Origin of the sequence: Pseudomonas sp. NFX5 (assembly GCF_049132125.1) — a bacterium.
Classification (GTDB): Bacteria; Pseudomonadota; Gammaproteobacteria; order Pseudomonadales; family Pseudomonadaceae; genus Aquipseudomonas; species Aquipseudomonas marginalis.
In genome coordinates, this window is record NZ_JAFMZG010000014.1 from 209444 (window position 1) to 235103 (window position 25660).

At 62.3% G+C, this 25660-nt stretch carries 29 protein-coding genes; 9 read left to right on the top strand and 20 right to left on the bottom strand.

From position 1 onward, the window contains the following. The first annotated feature begins 66 nt into the window (after positions 1–66). The 4 genes from lptE (at position 67) to J1N02_RS09675 (ending at position 3510) form a co-directional block, all read left to right on the top strand. Entirely contained in the window at positions 67–672 is a 606-nt protein-coding gene (lptE, locus tag J1N02_RS09660) for an LPS assembly lipoprotein LptE (RefSeq protein WP_027605245.1), read from the top strand. 39 nt (positions 673–711) lie between these two features. After that, complete coding sequence (gene holA, locus J1N02_RS09665) at positions 712–1749, top strand: DNA polymerase III subunit delta (protein WP_027605244.1); 1038 nt, start codon at positions 712–714, stop codon at positions 1747–1749. Between the two features lie 209 nt (positions 1750–1958). Then, a complete protein-coding gene (gene arfA / locus J1N02_RS09670) occupies positions 1959–2123 on the top strand; it encodes an alternative ribosome rescue factor ArfA (RefSeq protein WP_003176285.1) in 165 nt (54 codons plus the stop codon). A gap of 61 nt (positions 2124–2184) precedes the next feature. Continuing rightward, positions 2185–3510 (top strand): lytic murein transglycosylase, encoded by a 1326-nt coding sequence (locus J1N02_RS09675; RefSeq protein WP_421147323.1) that lies wholly within the window; start codon positions 2185–2187, stop codon positions 3508–3510. A 68-nt stretch (positions 3511–3578) separates the two neighbouring features. On the opposite strand, the gene J1N02_RS09680 is transcribed toward J1N02_RS09675, so the two are convergent. From J1N02_RS09680 to J1N02_RS09740, 13 genes are all read right to left on the bottom strand, one after another. Then, the gene (locus J1N02_RS09680) at positions 3579–4499 is read right to left on the bottom strand and encodes a S66 peptidase family protein (RefSeq protein WP_421147324.1); all 921 of its coding nucleotides are present in this window, start codon (positions 4497–4499) and stop codon (positions 3579–3581) included. A gap of 155 nt (positions 4500–4654) precedes the next feature. Beyond that, positions 4655–5656 carry a lipoyl synthase gene (gene lipA, locus J1N02_RS09685; RefSeq protein WP_057444888.1) on the bottom strand — a complete coding sequence of 334 codons (1002 nt, stop codon included), beginning with the start codon at positions 5654–5656 and terminating at the stop codon, positions 4655–4657. A 26-nt stretch (positions 5657–5682) separates the two neighbouring features. After that, positions 5683–6330, bottom strand: a complete 648-nt coding sequence (lipB, locus tag J1N02_RS09690; protein WP_027605241.1) for a lipoyl(octanoyl) transferase LipB — start codon at positions 6328–6330, stop codon at positions 5683–5685. Beyond that, positions 6330–6605 (bottom strand): DUF493 domain-containing protein, encoded by a 276-nt coding sequence (locus J1N02_RS09695; protein ID WP_098480875.1) that lies wholly within the window; start codon positions 6603–6605, stop codon positions 6330–6332. Before J1N02_RS09695 ends, lipB begins: the two co-directional genes overlap by 1 nt. Positions 6606–6689: 84 nt before the next feature. Further along, the gene (locus tag J1N02_RS09700) at positions 6690–7847 is read right to left on the bottom strand and encodes a D-alanyl-D-alanine carboxypeptidase family protein (RefSeq protein ID WP_027605239.1); all 1158 of its coding nucleotides are present in this window, start codon (positions 7845–7847) and stop codon (positions 6690–6692) included. Between the two features lie 176 nt (positions 7848–8023). Beyond that, a complete protein-coding gene (locus J1N02_RS09705) occupies positions 8024–9022 on the bottom strand; it encodes a septal ring lytic transglycosylase RlpA family protein (protein ID WP_027605238.1) in 999 nt (332 codons plus the stop codon). Next, positions 9022–10032, bottom strand: coding sequence for a lytic murein transglycosylase B (gene mltB / locus J1N02_RS09710; RefSeq protein WP_141607399.1), 1011 nt, complete (start codon positions 10030–10032; stop codon positions 9022–9024). The genes J1N02_RS09705 and mltB overlap by 1 nt, the downstream gene beginning before the upstream one ends. 17 nt (positions 10033–10049) lie before the next feature. Next, the gene (rodA, locus tag J1N02_RS09715; RefSeq protein WP_051429342.1) at positions 10050–11153 is read right to left on the bottom strand and encodes a rod shape-determining protein RodA; all 1104 of its coding nucleotides are present in this window, start codon (positions 11151–11153) and stop codon (positions 10050–10052) included. Between the two features lie 31 nt (positions 11154–11184). After that, positions 11185–13083 carry a penicillin-binding protein 2 gene (mrdA, locus tag J1N02_RS09720; RefSeq protein ID WP_027605235.1) on the bottom strand — a complete coding sequence of 633 codons (1899 nt, stop codon included), beginning with the start codon at positions 13081–13083 and terminating at the stop codon, positions 11185–11187. Between the two features lie 15 nt (positions 13084–13098). Continuing rightward, on the bottom strand, positions 13099–13566 hold the full coding sequence (rlmH, locus tag J1N02_RS09725) for a 23S rRNA (pseudouridine(1915)-N(3))-methyltransferase RlmH (RefSeq protein ID WP_003176297.1): 468 nt from the start codon (positions 13564–13566) through the stop codon (positions 13099–13101). A gap of 9 nt (positions 13567–13575) precedes the next feature. After that, entirely contained in the window at positions 13576–14070 is a 495-nt protein-coding gene (gene rsfS, locus J1N02_RS09730; protein ID WP_003176298.1) for a ribosome silencing factor, read from the bottom strand. Positions 14071–14139: 69 nt separating this feature from the next. After that, entirely contained in the window at positions 14140–14784 is a 645-nt protein-coding gene (nadD, locus tag J1N02_RS09735) for a nicotinate-nucleotide adenylyltransferase (protein ID WP_027605234.1), read from the bottom strand. Then, on the bottom strand, positions 14784–16049 hold the full coding sequence (locus J1N02_RS09740) for a glutamate-5-semialdehyde dehydrogenase (RefSeq protein WP_065938368.1): 1266 nt from the start codon (positions 16047–16049) through the stop codon (positions 14784–14786). The genes nadD and J1N02_RS09740 overlap by 1 nt, the downstream gene beginning before the upstream one ends. A gap of 175 nt (positions 16050–16224) precedes the next feature. Between J1N02_RS09740 and J1N02_RS09745 the strand changes: the two genes are divergently transcribed. Together J1N02_RS09745 and J1N02_RS09750 are read left to right on the top strand one after the other, a co-directional pair. Then, positions 16225–16908 (top strand): DNA-3-methyladenine glycosylase, encoded by a 684-nt coding sequence (locus J1N02_RS09745; protein ID WP_027605232.1) that lies wholly within the window; start codon positions 16225–16227, stop codon positions 16906–16908. 25 nt (positions 16909–16933) lie between these two features. Next, positions 16934–18250: a bifunctional DedA family/phosphatase PAP2 family protein gene (locus J1N02_RS09750; RefSeq protein WP_027605231.1), complete on the top strand. Its 1317-nt coding sequence runs from the start codon at positions 16934–16936 to the stop codon at positions 18248–18250. Here the strand turns inward: J1N02_RS09750 and J1N02_RS09755 are convergent. The 4 genes from J1N02_RS09755 to J1N02_RS09770 all read right to left on the bottom strand — a co-directional run bounded on the left by J1N02_RS09755 (position 18244) and on the right by J1N02_RS09770 (position 20238). After that, positions 18244–18459, bottom strand: a complete 216-nt coding sequence (locus tag J1N02_RS09755; protein ID WP_027605230.1) for a hypothetical protein — start codon at positions 18457–18459, stop codon at positions 18244–18246. The genes J1N02_RS09750 and J1N02_RS09755 overlap by 7 nt on opposite strands. Before the next feature lie 100 nt (positions 18460–18559). Continuing rightward, positions 18560–19150: an LON peptidase substrate-binding domain-containing protein gene (locus J1N02_RS09760; protein ID WP_027605229.1), complete on the bottom strand. Its 591-nt coding sequence runs from the start codon at positions 19148–19150 to the stop codon at positions 18560–18562. A gap of 21 nt (positions 19151–19171) precedes the next feature. Next, positions 19172–19888, bottom strand: a complete 717-nt coding sequence (locus J1N02_RS09765; RefSeq protein WP_368960474.1) for an LrgB family protein — start codon at positions 19886–19888, stop codon at positions 19172–19174. Next, a complete protein-coding gene (locus tag J1N02_RS09770; RefSeq protein ID WP_027605227.1) occupies positions 19885–20238 on the bottom strand; it encodes a CidA/LrgA family protein in 354 nt (117 codons plus the stop codon). Before J1N02_RS09770 ends, J1N02_RS09765 begins: the two co-directional genes overlap by 4 nt. A gap of 165 nt (positions 20239–20403) precedes the next feature. Here J1N02_RS09770 and J1N02_RS09775 point away from each other — a divergent pair, with 165 nt between their 5' ends. From J1N02_RS09775 to J1N02_RS09785, 3 genes are all read left to right on the top strand, one after another. Then, entirely contained in the window at positions 20404–20859 is a 456-nt protein-coding gene (locus tag J1N02_RS09775) for a MaoC family dehydratase (protein ID WP_027605226.1), read from the top strand. A 105-nt stretch (positions 20860–20964) separates the two neighbouring features. Continuing rightward, positions 20965–22683, top strand: coding sequence for a C13 family peptidase (locus J1N02_RS09780; protein ID WP_027605225.1), 1719 nt, complete (start codon positions 20965–20967; stop codon positions 22681–22683). A 30-nt stretch (positions 22684–22713) separates the two neighbouring features. After that, a complete protein-coding gene (locus J1N02_RS09785; protein WP_027605224.1) occupies positions 22714–23355 on the top strand; it encodes an oxidoreductase in 642 nt (213 codons plus the stop codon). A gap of 37 nt (positions 23356–23392) precedes the next feature. On the opposite strand, the gene J1N02_RS09790 is transcribed toward J1N02_RS09785, so the two are convergent. Genes J1N02_RS09790 through mpl form a run of 3 tightly spaced genes read right to left on the bottom strand, consistent with a single transcriptional unit; the run spans position 23393 to position 25645 of the window. Further along, positions 23393–23677, bottom strand: coding sequence for a YceK/YidQ family lipoprotein (locus J1N02_RS09790; protein ID WP_027605223.1), 285 nt, complete (start codon positions 23675–23677; stop codon positions 23393–23395). After that, the gene (ubiX, locus tag J1N02_RS09795) at positions 23670–24299 is read right to left on the bottom strand and encodes a flavin prenyltransferase UbiX (protein ID WP_421147325.1); all 630 of its coding nucleotides are present in this window, start codon (positions 24297–24299) and stop codon (positions 23670–23672) included. The genes J1N02_RS09790 and ubiX overlap by 8 nt, the downstream gene beginning before the upstream one ends. Then, a complete protein-coding gene (gene mpl, locus J1N02_RS09800) occupies positions 24296–25645 on the bottom strand; it encodes a UDP-N-acetylmuramate:L-alanyl-gamma-D-glutamyl-meso-diaminopimelate ligase (RefSeq protein ID WP_053138137.1) in 1350 nt (449 codons plus the stop codon). The genes ubiX and mpl overlap by 4 nt, the downstream gene beginning before the upstream one ends. Positions 25646–25660 lie beyond the last annotated feature (15 nt).

Consider the following 25660-nt stretch of genomic DNA (forward strand, 5'->3'; position numbering starts at 1 on the left):
GCCCTGCGCCGAACAAAGCCTTCAGGGCCTCGATAAGGCCCACATGGTTTCAAGGGGAGCAACAAAATGATCAAACGCAATCTGCTGGTTATGGGCCTTGCCGTACTGCTGAGCGCTTGCGGCTTCCAGCTGCGCGGCACCGGCACCAATGACCTGACGATCAAGGAACTGGACGTCAGCGCTCGCGACGCCTACAGCGAGACAGTGACCCAGCTGCGCCAGGTCCTGGAAAACAGCGGCGTGCACGTCTACACCGGCGCGACCTACAAACTGTTCCTGGCTAACGAGAAAGAAACCCAGCGCAACCTGAGCTACGCCAGCGCCGGACGTGCGTCCGATATCGAACTGAGCACCGTGCTCAGCTTTGAAATCCAGGGCCGCGATCACCTGCCGTTGATGAATGACAACATCCAGGTGCAGAAGATTGTCAGCCACGATGGTAACAACCTGGTGGGTTCGGACTCCGAAATCATCCAGGTGCGCAAGGAGATGCGTCGCGAGCTGGTGCAACGCATGGTCCTGCGCCTGTCGCTGCTGACTCCGCAACAACTCGAAACCTTGCAGCAACGTGCTGATGACAAGGCCAAGGCCGATGCCGACGCGCTGAAAGCCGCGAAAGAGTACGAAGACAACACGCCGAAACAATCGCCTGTTGAAGTCCCTGTCGAGTAAGCCAGACGGGGCGCCCCAGGCGCCCCGTTCACCCTGCCTATGAAACTCGCCCCCGCCCAACTCGCCAAACACCTGCAAGGTGGCCTCGCGCCTGTCTACATCGTCAGCGGTGATGACCCGCTGTTGTGCCAGGAAGCCGCCGACGCCATCCGTAGCGCCGCACGCCAGCAGGGCTTCGATGAACGCCAGGTATTCAGCGCCGACGCCAGTTTCGACTGGGGCACGCTGCTGCAAGCCGGCGCAAGCATGTCGCTGTTCGCCGAAAAACGCCTGCTGGAGTTGCGCCTGCCTTCGGGCAAGCCCGGTGATAAAGGCGCGGCTGCACTGATGGAATACTGCTCGCGGCCCGCCGAAGACACGGTGTTGCTGATCAGCTTGCCCAAGCTCGACGGCAGCGCGCAGAAGACCAAGTGGGGCAAAGCCCTGGTGGAAGGGGCGCAGACCCAGTTCATCCAGATCTGGCCAGTGGACAGCAATCAGTTGCCGCAATGGATTCGCCAGCGCCTGTCCCAGGCGGGGCTGTCCGCGACCCAGGATGCAGTGGAGCTGATCGCCGCGCGGGTCGAAGGCAACTTGCTTGCCGCCGCCCAGGAGATCGAAAAGCTCAAGCTGATGGCCGAAGACGGGCAGATTACCGTCGAGACCGTCCAGGGCGCCGTGGCAGACAGTGCACGTTTTGACGTGTTCGGGCTGGTGGATGCGATCCTCAACGGCGAGCCCGCCCATGCGCTGCGCATGCTCGAAGGTCTGCGTGGCGAAGGTGTAGAGCCACCGGTGATTCTCTGGGCCCTGGCCCGGGAACTACGGGTATTGGCCAATATTGCCCTGCAATACAGCCAGGGCACGCCGCTGGACAAGTGCTTCAGCCAGGCGCGACCACCGGTGTGGGACAAGCGCAAACCCCTGATGAGCAAAGCCCTGCAACGGCACTCGGCGCAACGCTGGGCGCAGCTGTTGCTGGAAGCGCAGCGCATTGATGCACAGATCAAGGGCCAGGCGGCGGGTTCGCCGTGGATGAGCCTGAGCCGTTTATCGCTGTTGATGGCCGGACAACGCCTGGCACTTCCCGCCGAATAAACCCTCTCTTAAAAACACTGCAAAACCAATGTGGGAGGGGGCTTGCCCCGATAGCGGCGTGTCAGCCACTGCATTGTTGGCTGAGCCACAGCTATCGGGAGCAAGCCCCCTCCCACATTTTTGACTGGGTTTACAATTCATGGGCTTTACAGCGACCTGACTTCGGCAGATTATTTGCGCCGCACCTCCCCCTATCAAGAGCATCGACCATGAGCAAAAAGCCATCCAAGCATGGCCCCAACAAGGCCAAATCCATCATCGCTCAGCCACTGTTCCGCAGCCGTCAGGAACGCGCCGGCAAGGGCAAAGGCAGCTACCGCCGCGAAGCCTTCCAGTCTAATAGCTGGGAGGCTTCTTACTTTCTGGCTGCCTGAAGGCAAGCGCCCCTCTGGCATGATAAGGTCTGTGCCTGATTTGTAATTCCTGGACCTGTGCATGCCCTCTTGTCTTTCCCGTCGTTGGCACCTTCGCCAATTGATCGCTGCCTCCAGCCTCATTCTGCTTGTCGCCTGCGCGGAAAAACCCACCGCCGCCGATGCCCAACCCTTGCCGAAGCTCCAGACCGCACCCGTGGTGGCCCCTGCCGTCGTGGCCCCGCTGGCCGTGGACAATCTCGACATCCAACCGACCCAGACCTTTGCAGAATGGCAGGCCGGTTTTCGCGCGCAAGCCCTGCAAGCCGGCATTACGGCCGACGTTTTCGACACCGCATTCGCCAATGTCACCCCCGATATGGCGGTGATCCGCGCCGACCGCAGCCAGCCGGAGTTTTCCCGCCCTGTGTGGGAATACCTCGACGGCGCCCTGTCGCCCGTGCGCGTACGCAATGGTCAGGCGCTGCTGATCAAGTACGCTGACATCCTGCAAAGCATCGAGCAGCGTTATGGCGTCGACCGCCAGGCGCTGGTCTCGGTATGGGGCATGGAGAGTAACTTCGGCCAGTTCCAGGGCAATAATTCGGTGATCCGCTCCCTGGCGACCCTGGCCTATGAAGGCCGCCGCCCGGCCTTTGCCCAGGCGCAATTACTGGCGGCATTGCAGATCATCCAGCACGGCGACATTGCCGCCGACCAGATGAAGGGCTCCTGGGCCGGGGCCATGGGCCAGACCCAGTTCATTCCGACCACTTACAACACCCACGCGGTGGACTTCGATGGCGACGGTCGCCGCGACATCTGGAACAGCCCGGCCGACGCCCTCGCATCGACCGCGCACTACCTGCAAAGCTCCGGCTGGCAGAAAGGCCAGCCGTGGGGCTTTGAAGTCAAGCAATTGCCGGCGAACTTCGACTATGCCCTGGCTGACGGCGGCGTGCGCAAGAGCATTGCCGAGTGGATGAAACTGGGCATTCAACTGCCACCGGGCGCGGGCATGCCGCCGAATGTCGACCAACTGTCCGCCGCCCTGCTGCTGCCGGCAGGCTACCGTGGCCCGGCGTTCCTGGTGCTGGATAACTTCCGCGCGATCCTCAAGTACAACAACTCGTCGTCCTACGCACTGGCGGTGGGCCTGTTGTCGGAGCGCTTTGGCGGCGGCGGTGTGATCCGTGGTGACTGGCCCAAGGATGAGCTGCCGCTGAGTCGCTCCCAGCGCATTGATCTGCAGACGGCGTTGAGCGCCAACGGTTATGACGCGGGCAACCCGGATGGGATTATCGGCGCCAATACGCGCAAGGCGATTCGGGCCGCACAGCAGGCGCTGGGCTGGCCGGCGGATGGGTATCCGACGGTGAAGTTGCTGGAGTCGCTGCAAAACCGATAGATCCGCCTATGGCGACTGCCGCAATCGGGGGCAAGCCCCCGATTGCGGTGTAGCAAACGCCAGCAGATTCAGGACCTGAAGACCACTTCCTGCTCCAACACTACCCGCTGCTCCCCCGCATCCAGCCGTACCAAGGCGCCCATGGGCAGCGTCAGGTTCGGATCGCAATGCCCGCTGCGCCAGCCGGCCAGCACCGGTATGCGCAATGGCTCGAACGTCTGCGTCAGCAAGCGCTCCAGCGCCACGTTATCCACACCCGCCACATCCCCGACCAGTACACCCGCGACCTGGGCCAACTTGCCTGCCAGACGCAGATGGGTCAACAGGCGGTCGATGCGGTAGATCGGTTCGTTGACGTCTTCGATAAACAGGATGATGCCTTCAGCGTCGATTTCGTATGGCGTGCCCATGACCGCCGCAATCATCGACAGATTCCCCCCCAGCAAGCGCCCACAGGCAATGCCAGGCTCGATCGTGGTCAGCGGGTAGGCCACCGGGTGCGCCAGCACGCTACCGGCGCCCAACTGGCCGCGCAGAAGGCTGAACAATGACGCCTCGGTAGGGGGGTGCTTGCCGCCGAGCAGGTCGGCATTGAGCATCGGGCCGTGAAAGGTCACGAAACCGGCGTAACGGTTGATTGCCAGGTGCAGGGCGGTGATGTCGCTGTAGCCGACGAACGGCTTGGGATTGGCACGCAGCAGGTCGAAATCCAGCGCGTCGAGCAGCCGTGGCGTGCCGTAACCACCGCGCAGACACAAGATAGCGTCGATATGCGGATCGGCAAAAGCCGCGTGCAGGTCACGCAGGCGCACGGCATCGCTGCCGGCGAGGTAGCCGTCGCGCTCATAGACACCGGGGAAAATTCGCAGATCGTAGCCGCGCGTGCGCATCCATTGGCCGGCCTTTTCAACGTCCAGCACGGCGGGGCCGGCGGGGGCGATCAGGGCGATGGTGCCTTCAGAGCGAAGGGCTGGAACGGCGGCGGTCATCTGAGAATCTCCCTATCTAACGCTGAAACCAATGTGGGAGGAGGCTTGCCCCCGATAGCGGTGGATCAGCCAGCACATGTAGCGACTGACATACCGCAATCGGGGGCAAGCCCCCTCCCACATAAGCCCACTCCCACACCGGCTCTGAACCCCGATCAGGAAACCAGGCTAGCCTTGACCAGCTTGGCCTGTTCGTCGGCGTGGTACGAAGAGCGTACCAGCGGGCCCGAGGCGACGTTCTTGAAGCCCATCTTGTAGCCTTCCTCGGCGAACCAGGCGAAGGTGTCCGGGTGCACGAAACGCTGCACCGGCAAGTGGCTGCGCGACGGTTGCAGGTATTGGCCCAGGGTCAGCATGTCGATGTCGTGTTCGCGCATGCGCTTCATGACTTCGATCACTTCTTCATCGGTCTCGCCCAGGCCGAGCATCAAGCCGGATTTGGTCGGGATGTGCGGCATCATCTGCTTGAATTTCTGCAGCAGGGTCAGCGACCACTGGTAGTCCGAACCTGGACGCGCAGCCTTGTACAGGCGAGGCACGGTTTCCAGGTTGTGGTTGAACACATCCGGCGGCTCGGCAGCGGTGATTTCCAGCGCGACGTCCATGCGGCCACGGTAGTCAGGCACCAGGGTCTCGAGCATCACGTTCGGCGACAGCTTGCGGATTTCGCGGATGCAGTCGGCAAAGTGCTGGGCACCCCCGTCGCGCAGGTCATCACGGTCAACCGAGGTGATCACAACGTATTTGAGTTTCAGGTCGGCAATGGCGATGGCCAGGCTTTCCGGTTCGTTGACGTCCAGTGGCTTCGGCCGGCCATGGCCGACGTCGCAGAACGGGCAACGACGGGTGCAGATGTCACCCATGATCATGAAGGTGGCGGTGCCGCCGGAGAAGCATTCGCCCAGGTTCGGGCAGGACGCTTCTTCGCACACGCTGTGCAGCTTGTGCTTGCGCAGCAGGGCCTTGATACGGTCGACTTCCGGCGAAACCGGGATGCGCACGCGGATCCAGTCGGGCTTCTTCGGCAACTCGGTGGTCGGGATGATCTTGACCGGGATGCGTGCAACCTTCTCGGCGCCGCGCAGCTTGACGCCGGCTTCCACCTTGGCACGCGGGGCCGGGGCCGGACGCTCGGTGATGTCCAGCGTCGGGATCATGGTTTGCACTGCATCAGTAGTCATAATCAGTCGATTCCGCCCGTGAGGGTCGTCTGCTCAGCATAGTCGAGGTGTTTGACGAGCTGCGCACGCAGCCGGGCACTTACCTCGGCAAATTTAATCGGTGTGGCGTGGTCGCTCAGTTGGGTCATCGCCAGCCCGGCATAACCGCACGGGTTGATGCGCCGGAACGGTGCCAGGTCCATGTCCACGTTCAGGGCCAGGCCATGAAAGGAACAACCGTGGCGAATGCGCAAACCGAGGGAGGCGATTTTCGCGCCGTCCACATACACACCGGGTGCATCGGGCTTGGCCGCGGCGCTCACGCCATAACTGGCCAACAGCTCGATCAGGCAAGCCTCCATGCGGCTCACCAGGTCGCGCACGCCAAAACCCAGCTTGCGCACGTCCAGCAGCAGGTACGCCACCAGTTGACCGGGCCCATGGTAAGTCACTTGGCCACCTCGGTCGACCTGCACCACCGGAATATCCCCCGGCAGCAGCAGATGTTCGGCCTTGCCGGCCTGGCCCTGGGTGAACACCGGTGGATGTTCCACCAACCAGATTTCGTCGGGCGCCGAAGTACCGCGTTCATTCGTGAACCGCTGCATGGCGTGCCAGACGGGCTCGTAGTCCATCCGGCCGAGCTCGCGAAAGCCCAGGACCTGTGACATCACAGCACCATGTGCACGAAGCCGGTGGCCCGCAGTTCGCTATTGATGTCGTAGAGCTGGTCTTGACCGGTCGCAACGATGTGCAACTGGATCGTGGTGTACTTACCGTTGGTGCTCGAACGCTCGTCCACCCGGTTGTCATTGATCTTCGCGTGTTTACGCACGATATCCAGGATTCTGTCTTTGTTGCCTACACCGGTATCGCTGATCACCTTGACGGGATAATCCGTCACCGGGAATTCGATCTTTGGCGCCTTTACTTCTTTATCGGTCATGGCAGAACGGCCTCGTAAGCGGTAAGCCGTGGCGACGGCAAAGCCCCGCGTCGGATCAACGCGGGGCTTTGCAGGTGCACACAATCAGTTGAACAAGCCGTAGAAGAATAGACGGATGCTATCCCACACGCGGCGGAAGATACCACCTTCGTCGACGGCGTCCAGCGCGATCAGGTCGGCGCTGTGCACCACCTTGTCGTCCAGCTTGACTTCGACTTTACCGATCACGTCGCCCTTGGCGATTGGCGCAACCAATTGCGGGTTCATGGTCATGCTGGCAGCGAGCTTTTTCAGCTGGCCTTTAGGCATGGTCAGGGTCAGGTCTTCAGCCAGGCCGGCCTTAACCTGTGAGGTCGCGCCTTTCCATACCGGCGCGGTCGCCAGTTCAGCACCCTTCTGGTAGAAGGTCTGGGTTTCGAAGAAGCGGAAACCGTAGGTCAGCAATTTTTGCGTCTCGGCCGCACGGGCCTGCTCGCTGTTGGTGCCGAAGACCACCGCGATCAGGCGCTGGCCATCACGTACCGCGGACGACACCATGCAGTAGCCGGCTTCGTCGGTGTGGCCGGTTTTCAAGCCATCGACGGTCTTGTCGCGCCACAGCAACAGGTTGCGGTTAGGCTGCTTGATGTTGTTCCAGAAGAATTCCTTCTGGGAGTAGATCGCGTAGTGCACCGGGTCGACACGAATGATCGCGCGCGCCAGGATCGCCATGTCGTGAGCCGACGAGTAGTGCTCAGGGTTTGGCAGGCCGGTCGGGTTCATGAAGTGGCTGTTGGTCATGCCCAGGTCGGCCACGGTTTTGTTCATCATGTCGGCGAATGCGTCTTCGCTGCCGGCGATGTGCTCGGCCAGGGCGACGCTGGCGTCGTTACCGGACTGGATGATGATGCCGTGCAGCAGGTCGCTCACAGTGACTTGCGAGCCGACCTTGATGAACATCCGCGAACCGCCGGTACGCCAGGCGTTTTCGCTGACGGTCACCGGGTCGTTTTCGCCGATCTGGCCGCGACGGATTTCCAGGGTCGCGATGTAGGCGGTCATCAGCTTGGTCAGGCTGGCCGGTGGCAGGCGCTGGTCACCGTTGCTCTCGACCAGCACGTTGCCACTGGCGGCATCCATGAGGACCCAGGACTTGGCGGCCAGTTGCGGTGAAGCCGGTACCATTTCAACCGCCCAGGCGGCCGGGGTGATGATCAGCGAAAGAAGCAGGCACGTGCGTTTGGCTAAGGTGGTGATGTTCATCCGTCTCTCGAAATTGCTTATGGAAACTTGCCCTCGCGGGCAAAACTTATTCAGACAGCCCGCTACCAGACTGTCGCGTGTTCGGTTGCCCGCTCACCCCTTGCCCCTGGGTTTTATTGTTCAACGAGCCAACAACCAGGGTCCAGGCCCGCATGCGAGCCTCAACCATCAATTTATTATTCGGCAGTGACCACGCTGGGTTGCCCCAGGTTGGCCAGGCGCACGCTGTTCTGCACTTGCGCTACCTCGCTCGGCGAACCGATCGGGCCCATGCGCACACGGTGCAGGGTTTGCTGGTTACGCACGATGGAGCTGATGAATACCGGCGCGCTGACCATGCTGCTGAGCTTGGACCTTAACAGTTCTGCCGCATCCGGGTTGGCGAAAGCACCCACTTGCAGGTATTGCCCGCCCGCGACCGCGGCGCCCGGTGCCGCATGGGGCACGACCACGGTATCCGGTGCGTGCTGCTGCGGTGGCGGTGTCCATTGTTCGATCTTGCCGGTAGATGCCGTCACTTGCGGCTGCGCACTCTGCGGCTCGTTGAGCATCAACGGCGCGGGCTTGCCACGCTGGGCCCAGTACTGCGCCGGATCGATGCCTTCGACCTTGACCCGCGCGGTACCGGTTTCGGCATAGCCGAGTTTTTTTGCGGCGGCGTAGGACAAGTCGATAATGCGATCCGAATAGAACGGCCCACGGTCGTTGACCCGCAGGATCACCGTGCGGTTGTTGTCCAGGTTGGTCACGCGGACATAGCTGGGCAGCGGCAGGGTCTTGTGGGCCGCGCTCATGCCGTACAGGTCATAGACTTCGCCGTTGGCGGTGTTCTGGCCGTGGAACTTGGTGCCATACCAGGACGCCGTGCCCGATTGCACGTAGGTCTTGGAGTCCTGCAGCGGGAAGTAGGACTTGCCCAGCACCGTATAGGGGTTGGCCTTGTACGGGCCGGTGTGCAGGGTCGGCGTGGCGTCCGGGATCTTCGACACGTCGACATCCCACCACGGCGCGCCATCTTTGTGCGCGCGGTTGATGTCCAGCCCTGGCTGGGAACGCACCGCAGTGCCGCCGGACTTCGGTACCGGGCCACGGCTGGTGGAACAACTGACGACGAGCAGGGACAACGCGGCGAACGCCACCAGCTTGAGCGGTTGATTGAACGGCGATGCCCGCATTACTTGTTGCCCCGTGCTTGGACCAGCATGTCTGACAGCTGATGCACGGCCATGGCGTACATCACACTGCGGTTATAACGCGTGATTGCGTAAAAATTCTTCAGGCCCATCCAGTATTCAGGGCCGTTTTCACCTTCGAGGCGGAATGCCGTCACCGGCATATCGTCGCGTGGCGCATTCTGACTCGACCAGCCCAGCGCCCGCAACTCCCCGACGGTCTTGGCCGGCTCGATACCCTGGGTCAGGCCTTCATCGGCACGCTCCCCGCTGACATCGGCGCGGATCACCACCGGCTCGCCACCGACCCAGCCGTGGCGCTTGAAGTAGCTGGCCACACTGCCGATGGCATCGTCCGGGTTGCTCCAGATATTGATGTGCCCGTCGCCGTCGAAATCCACCGCGTAGGCGCGAAAACTGCTCGGCATGAACTGCGGCAAGCCCATCGCCCCGGCGTAGGAGCCCTTGAGGGTCAGCGGGTCGACCTGCTCTTCACGGGCCAACAGCAGGAACTCACGCAGTTCCTTGCGGAAGAAGTCGGCGCGCGGCGGGTAATCGAAGCCCAGGGTCGACAAAGCGTCGATTACCCGGTAACTGCCGGTATTGCGCCCGTAGAAGGTTTCAATGCCAATGATCGCAACGATGACCTGGGCCGGCACGCCGTATTCCTGCTCGGCGCGGGCCAACACGGCCTCGTGCTGGCGCCAGAAGTCCACCCCCCGGGCCACCCGGGCGTCGGTGAGGAACATCGGACGGTATTCCTTCCACTGCTTCACGCGCTCGGCGGGGCGAGAAATCGCGTCGAGGATCGCCTGCTTGCGCTGGGCTTCGCGGAACACGCCCATCAGCTGTTCACCGGCGAAGCCGTAGTCGCGGGTCATTTCACCGACGAATTCGGCGACCTGGGGTGAGCCATCGTAGTCACCGGCCTGCGCCTCGTGCATTGCCCCCAGCAGCCCAATCAGGCCCATCCAGGACGCATGCCGAGTCGCCCAGCCGCGCATTACTTGCATTGACATCTTCACCTTATTCAAACCTGTGCGATCCACTTGCGATGCGTATGAATCGACATCAAAACCCCAAACGCTGACAGCAATGTCACCAGCGAAGTTCCGCCGTAGCTAATGAACGGCAACGGCACCCCAACCACCGGCAGCAGGCCACTGACCATACCGATGTTGACGAAAACGTAAACAAAAAAAGTCATGGTCAGGCTGCCGGCGAGCAATTTGCCGAACAGCGTCTGCGCCTGTGCGGTAATCACCAGGCCACGACCAATCAATAGCAGATAGATCAGCAACAGTGCGCAGATGCCCACCAGGCCGAACTCTTCGCCCATCACCGCAATGATGAAGTCGGTATGGCTCTCGGGCAGAAAGTCCAAATGCGACTGGGTGCCGAGCAGCCAGCCCTTGCCAAATACACCGCCGGAACCGATGGCCGCCTTCGACTGGATAATGTTCCAACCGGTGCCGAGCGGGTCGCTTTCGGGATCGAGGAACGTCAGGATCCGCTGCTTCTGGTAGTCGTGCATAAAGAAGAACCACATGGCCACGGCCACCGGCACTGCCGCCGCCAGCACGCTGAGGATCCAGCGCCAGCGCAGCCCGCCCATGAACAGCACGAACGCACCGCCGGCCAGGATCAGCAGCGAGGTGCCGAGGTCCGGCTGGCGCACGATCAGCACAAAGGGGATGCCGATCAGGATCAGGCTGATCCCCACATGCTTGAGCTGCGGCGGCAAGGTGCGCTTGGACAGGTACCAGGCGATCGTCGCCGGCATCAGGATCTTCATGAATTCCGACGGTTGGAAGCGAATCACCCCCGGAATATTGATCCAGCGGGTCGCGCCCATGGCGTTGTGGCCCATGACGTCCACCACCACCAGCAGCAACACCCCGGCCACATAGCCAAGCGGCACCCAGCGCGCCATGAAACGCGGCTCCAGCTGGGCGATCACCACCATGGACAGCAGGCCCAGGCCAAACGACGAAGCCTGCTTGATCAGCAAGTCCCAGTTCTTGCCGCTGGCCGAATACAGCACGAACAGGCTGCCGGCCGCCAGGGTCAGCAGCAGGATCAGCAACGGGCCATCAATGTGCATGCGCTGCAACAAAGTCGCGCGGCGACGCATCACATCCTCGCTGGAGAGGATGCGGTCAAAATTACTCTTCACTGGCCGTAACCTCTGGGGTTGAAGGGGGGCCGCCATATTCGGGCTTGAGCCTGCCGTCGTCGGCCAGCAACCAGGCGTCCATCACCTGGCGTACTACAGGCGCCGCCACACCGGAGCCGGACTCGCCGTTCTCGACCATCACCGCCACCACGATTTTCGGGTCGTCGGCCGGGGCAAAGCCCACAAACAAGGCGTGGTCGCGGTGGCGTTCCTGGACCTTGGAACGGTCGTATTTCTCGCCCTGCTTGATCGCCACCACCTGGGCGGTACCACTCTTGCCGGCGATACGGTATTGCGCACCGATCGCCGCCTTGCGCGCGGTCCCGCGTGCACCGTGCATCACCTGTTGCATGCCGTGGTTGACCTTGGTCCAGTCGGACGGATCGCGCAGTACGATGTCGGGGATCGGGTTTTCATCCACAGGCTTTTCGCCTTCGATGGTCCGGGCCAGGTGCGGGCGGTTCCAGATGCCTTTGTTGGCCACCAGCGCCGTGGCCTGGGCCAGTTGCAAAGGCGTGGCCTGCATATAGCCCTGGCCGATGCCGAGGATCAGGGTTTCGCCCGGGAACCATGCCTGGCGGCGGGTCGCACGCTTCCACTCCCGCGATGGCATCAGGCCAGGGGATTCTTCGAACATATCCAGGGAGACTTTCTGACCGAGGCCGAACTTGCCCATGTAGGCGGACAAGCGGTCGATCCCCAGCTTGTGGGCCAGGTCGTAAAAATAGGTGTCGTTGGAACGCATGATCGCGGTATCCAGGTCGACATAGCCGTCACCGGTACGGTTCCAGTTGCGGTATTTGTGGTCGTAGTTGGGCAGCATGTAGTAGCCCGGGTCGAATACCCGGCTGGAAGCCGTGACCACACCCGCATCCAGGCCGGCAATCGCCACCGCCGGCTTGATCGTCGAACCCGGCGGGTACAGGCCGCGCAACACACGGTTGAACAGCGGCCGGTCGATGGAGTCGCGCAACTCGGCGTAGGCCTTGAAGCTGATCCCGGTCACGAACAGGTTGGGGTCGAAGCTCGGCTGGCTGACCATGGCCAGCACTTCGCCGGTCTTCGGGTCCAACGCCACCACTGCACCACGCCGGCCGCCCAGGGCCATCTCGGCCGCTTCCTGCAGCTTGATGTCCAGGCTCAGCACAATGTCCTTGCCCGGCACCGGGTCGGTACGCTTGAGCACCCGCAGCACACGGCCGCGAGCGTTGGTCTCGACTTCTTCGTAACCCACCTGGCCGTGCAGTTCGGGCTCGTAGAAACGCTCGATGCCGGTCTTGCCGATATGGTGGGTGCCGCTGTAATTGACGGGATCGAGGCTTTTCAGCTCTTTCTCGTTGATTCGCCCCATATAGCCGACGGAGTGGGCAAAGTGCGGCCCTTGGGGATAGTGGCGTACCAGCTGCGCCACCACTTCCACACCAGGCAGGCGGAACTGGTTCACCGCGATCCGCGCAATCTGCTCTTCGGTCAGCTCGAACAGGATCGGCACCGGTTCGAAAGGCCGACGCCCCTGCTTCATGCGTTTCTCGAAGATCACCCGGTCTTCCGGGGTCAACTGCAGCACCTCGACGATGACATCGAGGACCTGCTGCCAATCGCCGGAACGCTCACGGGTCATGCTCAGGCTGAAGCTGGGCCGGTTATCCGCCACCACCACGCCATTACGGTCGAAGATCAGCCCACGGGTCGGCGGAATCGGCTGCACATGCACGCGGTTGTTTTCCGACAGCGTGGAGTGGTAGTCGTACTGGATCACCTGCAGGAAATACAGGCGCGCAATCAGCACCCCGATCAGCGCCACCACCATGATCGCGCCAAACACCACCCGCGCGCGTACCAGACGTGCGTCTTTCTCGTGGTCCTTGATGCGGATCGGCTGGGTCATCGGGAGAGGCGCAGATTATTTGTGATAAGGGTGCCCGGACAGAACTGTCCAGGCGCGATACAGCTGTTCACCGATCAGGATCCTTACCAACGGGTGCGGCAGCGTCAGCGCCGACAGCGACCAGCGCTGGTCCGCCCGCGCGCAGACTTCCGGCGCCAGCCCTTCGGGGCCGCCGACCATGAAGTTGACGGTGCGCGAGTCCAGGCGCCAGCGATCCAGTTCCACCGCCAGTTGCTCGGTGCTCCAGGGTTTGCCGTGCACTTCGAGGGTGACGATGCGCTCGTTGGGGCCGACCTTGGCCAGCATGGCTTCGCCTTCCTGACGGATGAAGCGCGCCACGTCGGCATTCTTGCCCCGGGTGTTGAGCGGTATCTCCACCAGTTCCAGCGACAGCTCGGCGGGCAGACGCTTGGCATACTCGTGCCAGCCTTCTTCCACCCACTTGGGCATGCGTGAACCGACAGCAATCAGACGCAGGCGCACAGCCGTTCCTTATTCCTGGTCTTTGTTGAGCTTGTCGAAGTGCGCGTGGCCCACTTCCGGGCTGTGGTGCTTGCCATCGGCGGCACGGCTCTGCTCGGCGCCTTTCCACAGACGCTCCAAGTCGTAGAACTGACGGGCATTGCTGGTCATCATGTGAACGATCACGTCGTCCATGTCCAGCAGCACCCAGTCGCTGTCGCCCTTGCCTTCTTCACCCAGTGGCTTCACGCCTTGGGCTTTGACGGCTTCGCGAACCTTGTCCAGCATCGCGCCGATCTGGCGGTTGGAGGTACCGGTGGCGATGATCATGAAGTCGGTGATGCTCTGCTTGTCGCGTACGTCCAGGACCTGGATGTCCTGGGCCTTCACGTCTTCCAGGGCGGCAACGGCGACTTTCACCAGCTCTTCGCCAGCCAGTTCCGGGCCAACATGGGCTTCAACCGGCAGCGGGGCGCTTTTGAACGTACCTTTGCGTTTTACTTTGCTTACGTCTTTGTTCGTCATAAAAAACTCGTTTTGCTCATATGTTCGGGCGCTCGCTGCACGAGTGTTCGTGCGTTCAAGCGCGCCTTTTCAGTTCGACGCACGGTAAAGCCCGTGCGCATCGATGTAGGCCAGGACCGCGTCAGGCACCAGGAAACGTACCGACTTCCCGCTGGCCAGCAGTTGACGGATCTGGGTGGCGGACACCGCAAGCGGGGTCTGCCAGACGAATGCAATATTCCCGTTCGGCCCGGTCAGGGCCAAGGGGTCACTTACCGACCGCGCGGCCAGCAGGTTGCGCAAGGCATCCGGCGGTTCGCTGTCGGCATCCGGGCGTTGCAAAACCAGGATGTGGCAGTGCTGGAGGAGTTCCTCCCAGCGATGCCAAGAGGGCAGGCCGCAAAATGCGTCCCAGCCCAAAAGCAGAAACAACTGGTCATCCGCGGCCAACTCAACGCGCATCAGCTCCAGGGTGTCGACAGTGTAGGACGGTTTATCGCGCTTGAGCTCACGATCATCCACCACCAGCGGCGGTATGCCTTCTACGGCCAGGCGCACCATTTCCAGGCGCTGCTGCGGCGACACCTGCGGGGTGTCGCGATGGGGCGGCCGGAAGTTAGGGATCAGGCGCAGCTCATCCAGCGCCAAGGCATCCGCGACTTCCAGGGCACTGCGCAAATGGCCGATGTGCACGGGGTCGAAGGTACCGCCGAGCAGCCCGATGCGTTTAGCCATCAAGTGCGCACATGACCGTCGCCGAACACCACGTACTTCTCGCTGGTCAAGCCTTCCAGGCCAACCGGGCCGCGTGCGTGGAGCTTGTCGGTGGAGATGCCGATCTCCGCCCCCAGGCCGTACTCGAAGCCGTCGGCAAAGCGCGTCGAGGCGTTGATCATCACCGAAGCGGAGTCCACTTCGGTGAGGAAACGCCGGGCATCGCTGAAATGCTCGGAGACAATGGCGTCGGTGTGCTTGGAGCCGTACGTGTTGATGTGTTCGATGGCCTGGTCCAGGTCGTCGACGATGCGGATCGACAGGATCGGCGCCGTGTACTCGGTGTACCAGTCCTGCTCGGTGGCTTCGATCACGTCCGCGCCCAACAGCGCACGGGTGCGTTCGCAACCGCGCAGCTCCACGCCCTTGTCACGGTAGATGGCAGCCAGCGGCGGCAGCACGCGCTCGGCAATGCCGACGTGCACCAGCAGGGTTTCCATGGTGTTGCACGGCGCGTAGCGGTGGGTCTTGGCGTTGTCGGCGATGCGGATCGCCTTGTCGATGTCGGCGGCGATGTCGATATACACGTGGCAGACGCCGTCCAGGTGCTTGATCACTGGCACCTTGGCATCGCGGCTGACGCGCTCGATCAGGCTCTTGCCACCGCGCGGCACGATCACGTCGACGAATTCCGGCATGGTGATCAGCGCGCCGACAGCGGCGCGGTCGGTGGTTTCCACCACTTGCACCACTTCGGCCGGCAACTCGGCCACGGCCAGGCCCTGCTGGATGCAGGCGGCGATGGCGCGGTTGGAATTGATCGCCTCGGAACCGCCACGCAGGATGGTGGCATTGCCCGACTTGAGGCACAGGCTCGCGGCGTCGATGGTCACGTTCGGGCGCGACTCATAGATGATGCCGATCACGCCCAGGGGCACGCGCATCTTGCCGACCTGGATGCCGGACGGCAGGTAACGCATATCGCGAATTTCACCGATGGGGTCAGGCAGCTTGGCCACCTGACGCAACCCTTCGATCATGTCGTCGATACGTGCCGGCGTCAGCGCCAGGCGGTCCAGCAGGGCGGGCTCGAGGCCATTGGCGCGGCCGTTGGCCAGGTCCAGTTCGTTGGCGGCAGTCAGCTCGGAGCGCGAAGCGTCCAGAGCATCGGCGGCGGCCAGCAGGGCACGGTTCTTCTGCGCAGTGCTCGCACGGGCGATCAACCGCGAGGCCTGACGGGCAGCGCGACCCAGGCGGGTCATGTAGTCAAGAACGGACTCAGTCATGGTCAGGGAGTCTTGGCAAAGAGGAAAGCGGCAGATTATAGCTGTGACGCCGCCCGACTGACAGCGGTGAGGGGCGGATGGTCGAAATGAACTGTAAAAACCTGGGGTTCAGCCGTAATTAAGGTGGGAGTTGTTATTATTCCGTCACATTTAGCCGTATTAACCCCAGGCCACCATGCCCAGTTCTTCGCCCCAACTCCCCGCCAGCGCCCTGCCCGACAGCTTCTTCGATCGTGACGCGCAAATACTCGCGCAAGATTTGCTTGGAAAAGTCATCCGCCATCGCGTCGGCGATAGCTGGCTTTCGGCGCGAATTATTGAAACCGAAGCCTATTACGTGGCCGAAAAAGGCAGCCACGCCTCACTCGGCTACACAGAAAAGCGTAAGGCTTTGTTTCTGGATGGCGGGCATATCTATATGTACTACGCCCGTGGCGGCGATTCGCTGAACTTCAGCGCGCAGGGGCCTGGCAATGCCGTGCTGATCAAATCGGCCTATCCCTGGGTCGATGAAACCTCCGGGCCCGCCAGCCTGGCGCAGATGCTGCTGAACAACCCGAATGCCGACGGCAGCCCGCGCGCGTCGCAAAAGCTGTGTGCCGGCCAGACGTTGCTGTGCAAGGCGCTGGGCCTGAAGGTGCCGATGTGGGATGCCAAGCGCTTTGATCAAGAATTGCTCTATGTGGAAGACGTCGGCCAGACACCGACACAGATCATCCAGACCACCCGCCTGGGCATCCCCAGCGGCCGTGACGAGCACTTGATGTACCGCTTCGTCGATGCCGGCTATGCGCCCTACTGCACGCGGAACCCGCTGCGCCGGGGCCAGGTCGAAGGCCGCGACTATTTCCTGATTTGAATCTGTGGCGATGGAGTAACGATTTATGGGCCAATGGCTCGATGGCATTACCGGCTGGCTGACCCTCAACCCGCAATGGCTGGCGGCGGCGGTGTTTATCGTCGCGTGCGTGGAATGCCTGGCCATTGCCGGGCTGATCGTGCCGGGCACGGTACTGCTGTTTGCCATTGCGGCAATGGCTGGCAGCGGCGCCTTGTCCCTGAGTGAAACCCTGCTGCTGGGGTTCCTGGGAGGCTTGTTGGGCGACGGGGTTTCCTACTTCCTCGGCCGACACTTCCATCAGAACATCCGCCGCCTGCCCGGCCTGCGCCACCACCCGGAATGGATGAACGGCGCGGAAACCTACTTTCACAAATACGGCATCGCCAGTCTGCTGGTGGGACGTTTCATCGGGCCATTGCGGCCGATGCTGCCGATGGTGGCCGGGATGTGCGACATGCCGTTCCCGCGTTTCGCCCTGGTCAGCCTGCTGGCGGCAGCCGGTTGGTCGGTCGCCTACCTGCTGCCAGGCTGGGCAACCGGCGCTGCGTTCCGCCTGCCATTGCCGGAAGGGTTCTGGCCTGAGGCGGGGGTTGTTACAGCCTGCCTGGCAGCCATGCTGGGACTGAGCCTGCACACCAGCGTGCGCGGCCATCGTCGCGCGACCTTGTGGATAGGGTGCGCCAGCCTGACATTATTGATCGCTCTGTTTATCGGCTATACCCACCTGGATGACTTTGACCAGGGCCTGAGCGCGCTGGTACAGGAACATCGCAGCCCCTGGCTGGACCAGACCATGGTGATGGTGACCCAATTGGGTGAGTTCAAGAAAATGTTCTTCGCCAGCGCCGTATTCACCGCGCTGCTGCTACTGGCGCGGCAATGGCGTCATGCCGTGTTTGTCGGTGCAACACTGGCCGGGGCGGCGGTGATCAATACCGGGACCAAACTGTTTTTCGCCCGTGGCCGCCCGGAAATCCTCACCGACCCATTGACCAGCTTCAGCATGCCCAGCGGCCACGCCTCCGGTGCGTTTGCGTTTTTCCTGGCGTTGGCAGTGCTGGCCGGTCGCGGACAACCCACGCGCCTGCGCCTGACCTGGATGTTGCTGGGCTGTATTCCTGCGGCCTTCATCGCGCTGTCACGGGTCTACCTTGGCGCCCATTGGCCCACCGACATCCTGGCTGGCACACTGCTGGCAATGACCGTGTGTGCATTCAGCCTCACCGTCTGCCAGTACCGCAGCCCTTTGCCGCCGATGCCGCAGAAGGCCTGGTGGCTGGTATTACCCGCTGTGGTGGCGGTGCTCGGCTTCATTGCCTTTACCGGCACCCCACACGCGCTGCTCAGGTATGCCTACTGACCCTGGGTCGGGCCGAGCCAATGGATTGGCGCGGCGCGGCGTTCAACACAACGCTCACGTCGCTCCAGCATCATCTCATCGGCGATTTCCGCGGCGCGTTCAGCGATGTATTCCGGGCCCCGCTTGGCATCCAGCGGCAGCAGCTGCACGGCAATACTGACAAAAAAAACGTCCCAGGCGGCCTGTTCCGATTCCGCTAGCCGAATCATGTTCACCCCCAATCATTGTTGTGTGATCGGTGACTATTTCAGGCGACGCGCAGGGAACAACGAGGAAACCTCTGAAAACCGCGCAGGACAGATCCGAGGCTCAGGCAAACAACTCACCCTGAAGCTCATCGAGCAGCATCTGGATCGCATCCAGCCGCTGCTGCGGGTCGTCGAGTTGCAGCAGGTCGATCTTGTCGGCCTCAGTGAACGGCAAGAGATAAGCCAGCTGATTGCCCAAGGCTTGCTGGCCATCGGCGTGAGTGTCCATGTCCAGCGACGCGACCATCGGGTGTTCGGCCAGGGCCTGGAGCAAGGCCAGCAGGTCGGCATCCTCTTCTTCCAGCGCCTGGTCCGGCAGTTCTTCCAGCCATTGCACCTCGGCCACCAGCAACTGGTCCTTCTGCACGCCGGCGTCTCGCACGCGGAAGCGCCGCCCGCCTTCGACGCGAATCCCCAGCAGGCCGTTGTCCTGCTGCTTGAAGTCGCGAATCAACGCTTCGCAGCCGATCAAGGCATAGCCATCCGGGGCCATGCCCACCTCCTTACCATCGAGGATGCACACCACGCCGAAGCTTTCGCCCTTTTTCATGCAGCGGCTGATCATGTCCAGGTAGCGCGCCTCGAACAGTTGCAGGTCGAGGATGCAGCCAGGGAACAGCACGGTATTGAGGGGGAACAGCGCCAGACTCATAAAGGCTTCCTTAAACCCGGTTTAAACAATCACTGACACGGCCAGCGGCAGGAACACCGCTGTGGCTACGCCCATCAGACTCATGGCCAGCGCCGCAAAGGCGCCACACTCTTCGCTTTCCTGCAGGGCCACCGAGGTGCCGACAGCGTGTGCGGTCATGCCCAGCGCCATGCCGCGCGCCTCGGGGCTGTGCACCCCAAGACGCGAGAGTAACGCCGGGCCAACCATCGCGCCCACCACCCCGGTAATCAGCACAAACACCGCCGCCAAGGCTGCCACACCGCCGATCTGTTCGGCCACCAGCATGGCAATCGGCGAGGTCACCGACTTCGGCGCCATGGTCATCAACATCCTGTGTTCGGCGCCGAACCACCAGCCCAGCAGTACGCACAGGCCGGTGGCCAACACGCCGCCTATCACCAGCGTAGTAAAAATCGGCCAGAACAATTGCCGAATCCGCCGCAGGTTCAGATAGAGCGGCACCGCCAGGGCCACCGTCGCCGGGCCCAGCAGGATCCCCATGATCTCTGTGCTCTTGCGGTACTCGGCATAGCTCAGGCCGCACGTGAACAACACGCCGATCACCAGCAGCATGGAGACCAGCACCGGTTGCAGGAAAATCCAGCGGGTTTTCTCGAAACCCGCCAGCACCAGCTGATAGGCGCCCAGGGTGATCCCGATACCGAACAGCGGGTGATGAATCACCGCCGTCCATGCGCCGTGCCAGTCGAAGATCATTGATCCTGCTCCTTGCGCTTGACCATGCGCTCCATCAACAGCCCGACAAAGCCCATGGCGATCACCAGCGACAACACCAGTGCACCGACGATGGCCCAGAAATCGGCGGCAATATCCCTGGCATACACCATCACCCCCACCGCCGGCGGCACCAGCAGCAACGGCAAATAGCGCAACAGGCTGCTGGCCGCCAGGCTCAGGGGCTCGCCGACTTCGCCACGCCACACCAGGTAACCGAGCATCAACAGCAGGCCGATGATCGGCCCCGGCAGTACCGGCACCAGCAAATGATTGATCGCCGTGCCGATCAATTGAAACAGCACCAGCCATGTCAGACCGCGTAACAGCATCCGTCCTCTCCCCCCTCAAGACCCGCCCGCATTATAAGCATGCCCGTCCTATGCTCCGGCATTCGCCAAAAGCATGGTGGGTTGACCGGGCTGGTTGGCCATGATGATCTACATTGGTTCTCTGTACCCCATAACAACAGCACCGATGAACCAAGGAGAGACGCAATGCCCTATGTACCCGTAGCGCAGCTCAAAGATTATGTCGGCAAGGAACTGGGACGTTCCGAATGGCTCACCATCGACCAGGCACGTATCAACCTGTTCGCCGAGGCCACTGGCGATCATCAGTTTATCCACGTCGACCCGGTCAAGGCCGCGCAAACCCCGTTCGGCAGCACCATTGCCCACGGTTTCCTGTCGCTGTCGCTGATGCCCAAGCTGATGGAAGATATCCTGATCGTGCCCGAAGGCCTGAAGATGGCCGTCAACTATGGCCTGGACAGCGTGCGCTTTATCCAGCCGGTGAAAGTCAATTCCAAGGTGCGCCTGAACGTGACCCTCACCGACGTCACCGAGAAAAAGCCCGGCCAATGGCTGCTCAAGGCCACCGCCACCCTGGAAATCGATGGCCAGGAAAAACCCGCTTACGTCGCCGAGTCGTTGTCGCTCTACTTCGTGTAAGCCCATCCCTGTGGCGAGCCACTGAAACTCGCCACAGGGTATGTAAATTTATGTATGAATCTCGCAGCTGCGGCATACTCGGCGCTCAATTATCCGGATCCCGCTATGCGCCCACTCGCTCCCCTTGCCCTTGCCCTGTTGCTCACCGCTTGCGGAGACGGCGAATCGCTGTTGCCGCCCGATGCGCGCCTGCCCGATGGCGGTCGTTACCGGGGCGATGTGGTCAATGGTCTGCTGCAAGGCCAGGGCCGCGTGGATTATCCCAACGGCAGCTGGTACGCCGGGCAGTTCGACAAAGGCCAGTGGCACGGCCAGGGCGAATGGCATGGCAGCAACGGCGAAGTCTATAAAGGCCAGTTCCAGCAAGGTCTGTTCGATGGCCAGGGCAGCCTGACCACGGCCGGCAGCCACTATGTGGGCGGGTTCAAGAACGGTCGGCGCAACGGCGAAGGCACCCTCAAAGAAGGGCAGATGACCTATCGCGGCGAATTCAAGGACGACCAGTATTCCGGCCTCGGCCGCCTGGAACTGGCGGATGGCAGCCAGTATCAGGGCCAGTTCGCCCACGGCAAGCCGAACGGTGAAGGCCAGCGCAATGACGACAGCGGCAACCAATTCAGCGGCCACTTCGTCGACGGCCAGCTGGAGGGCAACGGTACATTCAACAGCGCCGACGGCGACATCTATGTCGGCCAGTTCAAGCAGAACCAGCTCAACGGCAAGGGCCGTTATGAAAACGCCGATGGCGACGTGTGGATCGGCCAGTTCAAGGAAGGCGCACTCAGCGGCAAGGGCGAGTTGATCGGCGTCGACGGCAGCCACTACGTCGGCCAGTTCAGCGACTGGCGCTTTACCGGCGAAGGCCGCCTGAACCTGACCGACGGCAGCTTCTATATCGGCGGCTTCGACAGCGACAACTATCAAGGCCGCGGCACCCTGGTACTCACCGACGGCACGGTGCAGGCCGGTACCTGGGTCAATGGCATGCGCGTGCGTGATGCCGACGGCAAGCTGTTGCCCGACCCGCTGGAAATCGGCGTACTGGCCCAGGGCCGCCTGCTGGACACCGCCCTCGCCGCCGTGCCCGCCTCCACCTCGGCCGTGGAGCTGTACACCCTGGCCGTGGCCGGCGACGGTAAACAAAGCGTGTTCCTGCGCGAAGCCGATTACGTCAGCAATATGCTCGCCACCCGCTTCGGCGCACGTGGGCAGATCCGCCTGGTCAACCACCGCGACCATATCGCCGACCGGCCGCTGGCCACCCGCGAAAGCCTGCGCCGGGCCGTGCAGACCCTGGCCGAGCGCACCGGGCCGGAAGACCTGGTGTTTATCTACATGACCAGCCACGGCACCCACGAACACGAACTGGTGCTGGACCAACCGCGCATGGAACTGGCCGACCTGCCCGCCGATGAACTGGCCGCCGTGCTCGCGCCGCTGAAAAACCGCGACAAGATCGTGGTGATTTCAGCCTGCTACTCCGGCGGCTTCATCCCGGCGCTCAAAGACGAACGCACCCTGATCATGACCGCCTCGCGCGCCGACCGCGTGTCCTTCGGCTGTTCTGAAGAGGCCGACTTCACCTACTTCGGCGACGCCCTCTTCGCCCAAGCCTTCAACCAGACCGACGATCTGCAGCAAGCCTTCAAGCTGGCGCAGCTGCATGTGAGCGAACGCGAACAGGCTGACAACTTCGAAGCGTCCGAACCGCAGATCTGGGCCCCCAAAGGCGTGATCGCCCATTGGCAATTATTACGCAAGCAGCAGGCACGAAAGGCGCTGGAAAGCGTCTCAATGAATAGCAAGGAAGCCAAAGGCAACTAAGCTGTAACGTGTAACAAGGGGGGAAACACCATGTACCTGACACCTCAGCATATCCTGCTCGCTGGCGCCTCTGGCCTGACCGGCGAACACCTGCTCGACCGCCTGCTCAACGAACCCACCGTGACCCGCGTGCTGGCGCCCAGCCGCAAGCCACTGGCCGAGCATCCGCACCTGGAAAACCCGGTGGGCGACCCGGCGGTGTTCCTGCCGCAACTGAGCGGCCAGGTGGATATTGCCTTCTGCTGCCTGGGTACCACCATCAAGAAAGCCGGTTCGGAAGAAGCTTTTCGTGCCGTCGACCTGGATATGGTCGTAGCCTTTGCCAAGCGCGCGCGGGAGATGGGCGCGCGACACCTGATCGTGATCAGTGCGATTGGCGCCGATCCGAAATCCTCGGTGTTCTACAACCGGGTCAAAGGGGAAATGGAACAGGCACTCAAGGCTCAGGACTGGCCGCAACTGACCATCGTGCGGCCTTCGTTGCTGCTGGGGGAACGGCTGGAGCCCCGCTTGGCCGAGCAACTGGCCGGGCCGCTGTCACGGTTGATTCCGGGGAAATACCACGGCATTGAAGTCTGCGAACTGGCCCGGGCCATGTGGCGCCTGGCGCTGGAAGAGCAGGACGGGGTGCGGGTGGTGGAGTCGGATGAACTGCGCAAGCTCGGTAAGTAACGCCTCCCACATTAGTTTTGTGGTGCCCAGGTCAGCGCTAGAGCCCGCCCGTGGCGTTAAATCCCACACCGAGCACCGTCAACACCGACAGCGGCAATAAAAGCGTGTCGAGCAACGCGCTGGCCGGCAGGTCGACGCCGGGATAGCTGGGCGCCTCGGCACCGAAACGGTCCTTGGCACAGCAACCTCCGTTCATTGCATACAAATCCAATCGCGTGCCGGCATACACCACCGGCGCGCCGGGCTGCGCGGCGTCCAGGGTACGCGCGGTGGCGCAGCCGGCCAGTTGCAGCGCCAGTATCACCAACAGCGCCTTATTCATCGCTGCTCAAATGGTGTTCGCCCCAACGCGGCAGCATGTCCTGGGGGATATTCAACAGGTTGAGAATGCGCGCCACCACGAAATCCACCAGGTCATCGATGGTCTGCGGCTGGTGATAGAAGCCGGGCGACGCCGGCAGGATGGTCACCCCCAGGTTCGACAGCTTGAGCATGTGCTCCAGATGAATGCTCGAGTACGGCGCCTCACGCGGCACCAGGATCAACTGGCGGCGCTCCTTCAACGTCACGTCGGCGGCGCGTTCGATCAGGTTGTTGCAAGCGCCGGTGGCAATCGCCGATAGCGTACCGGTGGAGCACGGCACCACGACCATTGCCGCCGGCGCACCGGAGCCCGAAGCCACCGGCGACATCCAGTCTTCCTTGCCGTAGACCTTGATCTGCCCCGCCGCCGCACCGGTGTACTCGGTAAGGAAGGCTTGCATCAACTGCACCTTGGCTGGCAGCGCGACATCAGTCTCGGTGGCCATCACCAACTGCGCGGCCTTGGAGATCAGAAAGTGCACTTCACGGTCTTCGCGCACCAGGCAATCGAGCAGGCGCAAGCCATAGGGTGCGCCGGATGCGCCGGTCATCGCCAGGGTGACGCGCTCCGGGCCACTCATTTCAGGGCCTCGGCCAGTTTGCCGTGCAAGCCGCCGAAGCCGCCGTTGCTCATCACCACCACATGGGTGCCAGGCTTGGCCTGGTGCTTGACGAACGCAATGATGCCCTCGATGGAATCACAGACTTTCGACGGCACCGTGCATTGCGCCGCAATCGCCGGCAGGTCCCAGCCGAGATTGGCCGGGGCATACCACACCACCTGGTCGGCATCGTTAACGCTTTCCGGCAGGCCGTCGCGGTGTGCGCCGAGCTTCATGGAGTTTGAACGCGGCTCGACAATCGCAATGATCGGGGCATCGCCAACACGTTTGCGCAGGCCGTCGAGGGTGGTAGCAATGGCCGTTGGGTGGTGGGCAAAGTCGTCGTAGATAGTAATCCCATTCACGTCGGCGACCTTTTCCATACGGCGCTTCACGCTCTTGAATGCGCTCAACGCAGCAATGCCCATGGACGGCACCACGCCCACATGCCGCGCGGCCGCCAGGGTCACAAGGGCATTGGCGACGTTGTGCTGGCCAGTCATGTCCCACTCGACGATGCCTTGGGCCTCGCCTTCAAACAGCACTTCAAACCGGGAACCGTCTTCACTGAGCAACTTGACCTGCCATTGCCCGCCCGCACCGGTGGTTTGCACCGGGGTCCAGCAGCCCATCTCGATCACGCGTTGCAAGGCCGGCTCGGTGGTCGGGTGGATGACCAGGCCTTCGCTCGGAATGGTGCGTACCAAATGGTGGAACTGCCGCTCGATGGCCGCCAGGTCGGGGAAGATGTCGGCGTGATCGAACTCAAGGTTGTTGAGGATCGCGGTGCGCGGACGGTAGTGGACGAACTTGGAGCGCTTGTCGAAGAACGCACTGTCATACTCGTCGGCTTCGATCACGAAGAACGGCGTATCACCCAGGCGCGCCGACACCGAGAAGTTCTGCGGCACGCCGCCGATCAGGAAGCCCGGGCTCATGCCCGCGTGTTCCAGCACCCAGGCGAGCATGCTGCTGGTGGTGGTCTTGCCGTGGGTGCCGGCAACGGCCAATACCCAGCGACCTTGCAGCACATGGTCGGCCAGCCACTGTGGGCCGGACACGTAAGGCAAGCCTTTGTTGAGGACGTATTCGACAGCCGGATTGCCCCGGGACATGGCATTGCCGATCACCACCAGGTCCGGCACCGGGTCGAATTGCGCCGGGTCGTAACCCTGGGTCAGCTCAATGCCCTGGGCCTCGAGTTGCGTGCTCATGGGTGGGTAAACATTGGCATCGGAGCCCGTTACGTGATGGCCCAGTTCTTTGGCCAGAACCGCCATCGAACCCATGAAGGTGCCGCAGATACCAAGAATATGAATGTGCATAGTCGACCTCGTAAA

What these genes read in the sequence shown, in the direction of transcription:
- lptE (WP_027605245.1), top strand. Translation starts at nt 67, where the DNA reads ATGATCAAACGCAATCTGCTGGTTATGGGCCTTGCCGTACTGCTGAGC.
- J1N02_RS09700 (WP_027605239.1), bottom strand. Translation starts at nt 7,847, where the DNA reads ATGAACATCACCACCTTAGCCAAACGCACGTGCCTGCTTCTTTCGCTG.
- mpl (WP_053138137.1), bottom strand. Translation starts at nt 25,645, where the DNA reads ATGCACATTCATATTCTTGGTATCTGCGGCACCTTCATGGGTTCGATG.
- J1N02_RS09740 (WP_065938368.1), bottom strand. Translation starts at nt 16,049, where the DNA reads ATGACTGAGTCCGTTCTTGACTACATGACCCGCCTGGGTCGCGCTGCC.
- J1N02_RS09770 (WP_027605227.1), bottom strand. Translation starts at nt 20,238, where the DNA reads ATGCTGTTACGCGGTCTGACATGGCTGGTGCTGTTTCAATTGATCGGC.
- J1N02_RS09780 (WP_027605225.1), top strand. Translation starts at nt 20,965, where the DNA reads ATGCGCCCACTCGCTCCCCTTGCCCTTGCCCTGTTGCTCACCGCTTGC.
- nadD (WP_027605234.1), bottom strand. Translation starts at nt 14,784, where the DNA reads ATGGCTAAACGCATCGGGCTGCTCGGCGGTACCTTCGACCCCGTGCAC.
- rsfS (WP_003176298.1), bottom strand. Translation starts at nt 14,070, where the DNA reads ATGACGAACAAAGACGTAAGCAAAGTAAAACGCAAAGGTACGTTCAAA.
- lipB (WP_027605241.1), bottom strand. Translation starts at nt 6,330, where the DNA reads ATGTCACAGGTCCTGGGCTTTCGCGAGCTCGGCCGGATGGACTACGAG.
- J1N02_RS09785 (WP_027605224.1), top strand. Translation starts at nt 22,714, where the DNA reads ATGTACCTGACACCTCAGCATATCCTGCTCGCTGGCGCCTCTGGCCTG.
- J1N02_RS09705 (WP_027605238.1), bottom strand. Translation starts at nt 9,022, where the DNA reads ATGCGGGCATCGCCGTTCAATCAACCGCTCAAGCTGGTGGCGTTCGCC.
- J1N02_RS09790 (WP_027605223.1), bottom strand. Translation starts at nt 23,677, where the DNA reads ATGAATAAGGCGCTGTTGGTGATACTGGCGCTGCAACTGGCCGGCTGC.
- J1N02_RS09765 (WP_368960474.1), bottom strand. Translation starts at nt 19,888, where the DNA reads ATGATCTTCGACTGGCACGGCGCATGGACGGCGGTGATTCATCACCCG.
- rodA (WP_051429342.1), bottom strand. Translation starts at nt 11,153, where the DNA reads ATGCGTCGCCGCGCGACTTTGTTGCAGCGCATGCACATTGATGGCCCG.
- mltB (WP_141607399.1), bottom strand. Translation starts at nt 10,032, where the DNA reads ATGCAAGTAATGCGCGGCTGGGCGACTCGGCATGCGTCCTGGATGGGC.
- ubiX (WP_421147325.1), bottom strand. Translation starts at nt 24,299, where the DNA reads ATGAGTGGCCCGGAGCGCGTCACCCTGGCGATGACCGGCGCATCCGGC.
- J1N02_RS09745 (WP_027605232.1), top strand. Translation starts at nt 16,225, where the DNA reads ATGCCCAGTTCTTCGCCCCAACTCCCCGCCAGCGCCCTGCCCGACAGC.
- holA (WP_027605244.1), top strand. Translation starts at nt 712, where the DNA reads ATGAAACTCGCCCCCGCCCAACTCGCCAAACACCTGCAAGGTGGCCTC.
- J1N02_RS09750 (WP_027605231.1), top strand. Translation starts at nt 16,934, where the DNA reads ATGGGCCAATGGCTCGATGGCATTACCGGCTGGCTGACCCTCAACCCG.
- J1N02_RS09695 (WP_098480875.1), bottom strand. Translation starts at nt 6,605, where the DNA reads ATGACCGATAAAGAAGTAAAGGCGCCAAAGATCGAATTCCCGGTGACG.
- J1N02_RS09675 (WP_421147323.1), top strand. Translation starts at nt 2,185, where the DNA reads ATGCCCTCTTGTCTTTCCCGTCGTTGGCACCTTCGCCAATTGATCGCT.
- J1N02_RS09760 (WP_027605229.1), bottom strand. Translation starts at nt 19,150, where the DNA reads ATGAGTCTGGCGCTGTTCCCCCTCAATACCGTGCTGTTCCCTGGCTGC.
- arfA (WP_003176285.1), top strand. Translation starts at nt 1,959, where the DNA reads ATGAGCAAAAAGCCATCCAAGCATGGCCCCAACAAGGCCAAATCCATC.
- lipA (WP_057444888.1), bottom strand. Translation starts at nt 5,656, where the DNA reads ATGATCCCGACGCTGGACATCACCGAGCGTCCGGCCCCGGCCCCGCGT.
- J1N02_RS09775 (WP_027605226.1), top strand. Translation starts at nt 20,404, where the DNA reads ATGCCCTATGTACCCGTAGCGCAGCTCAAAGATTATGTCGGCAAGGAA.
- J1N02_RS09755 (WP_027605230.1), bottom strand. Translation starts at nt 18,459, where the DNA reads ATGATTCGGCTAGCGGAATCGGAACAGGCCGCCTGGGACGTTTTTTTT.
- J1N02_RS09680 (WP_421147324.1), bottom strand. Translation starts at nt 4,499, where the DNA reads ATGACCGCCGCCGTTCCAGCCCTTCGCTCTGAAGGCACCATCGCCCTG.
- mrdA (WP_027605235.1), bottom strand. Translation starts at nt 13,083, where the DNA reads ATGACCCAGCCGATCCGCATCAAGGACCACGAGAAAGACGCACGTCTG.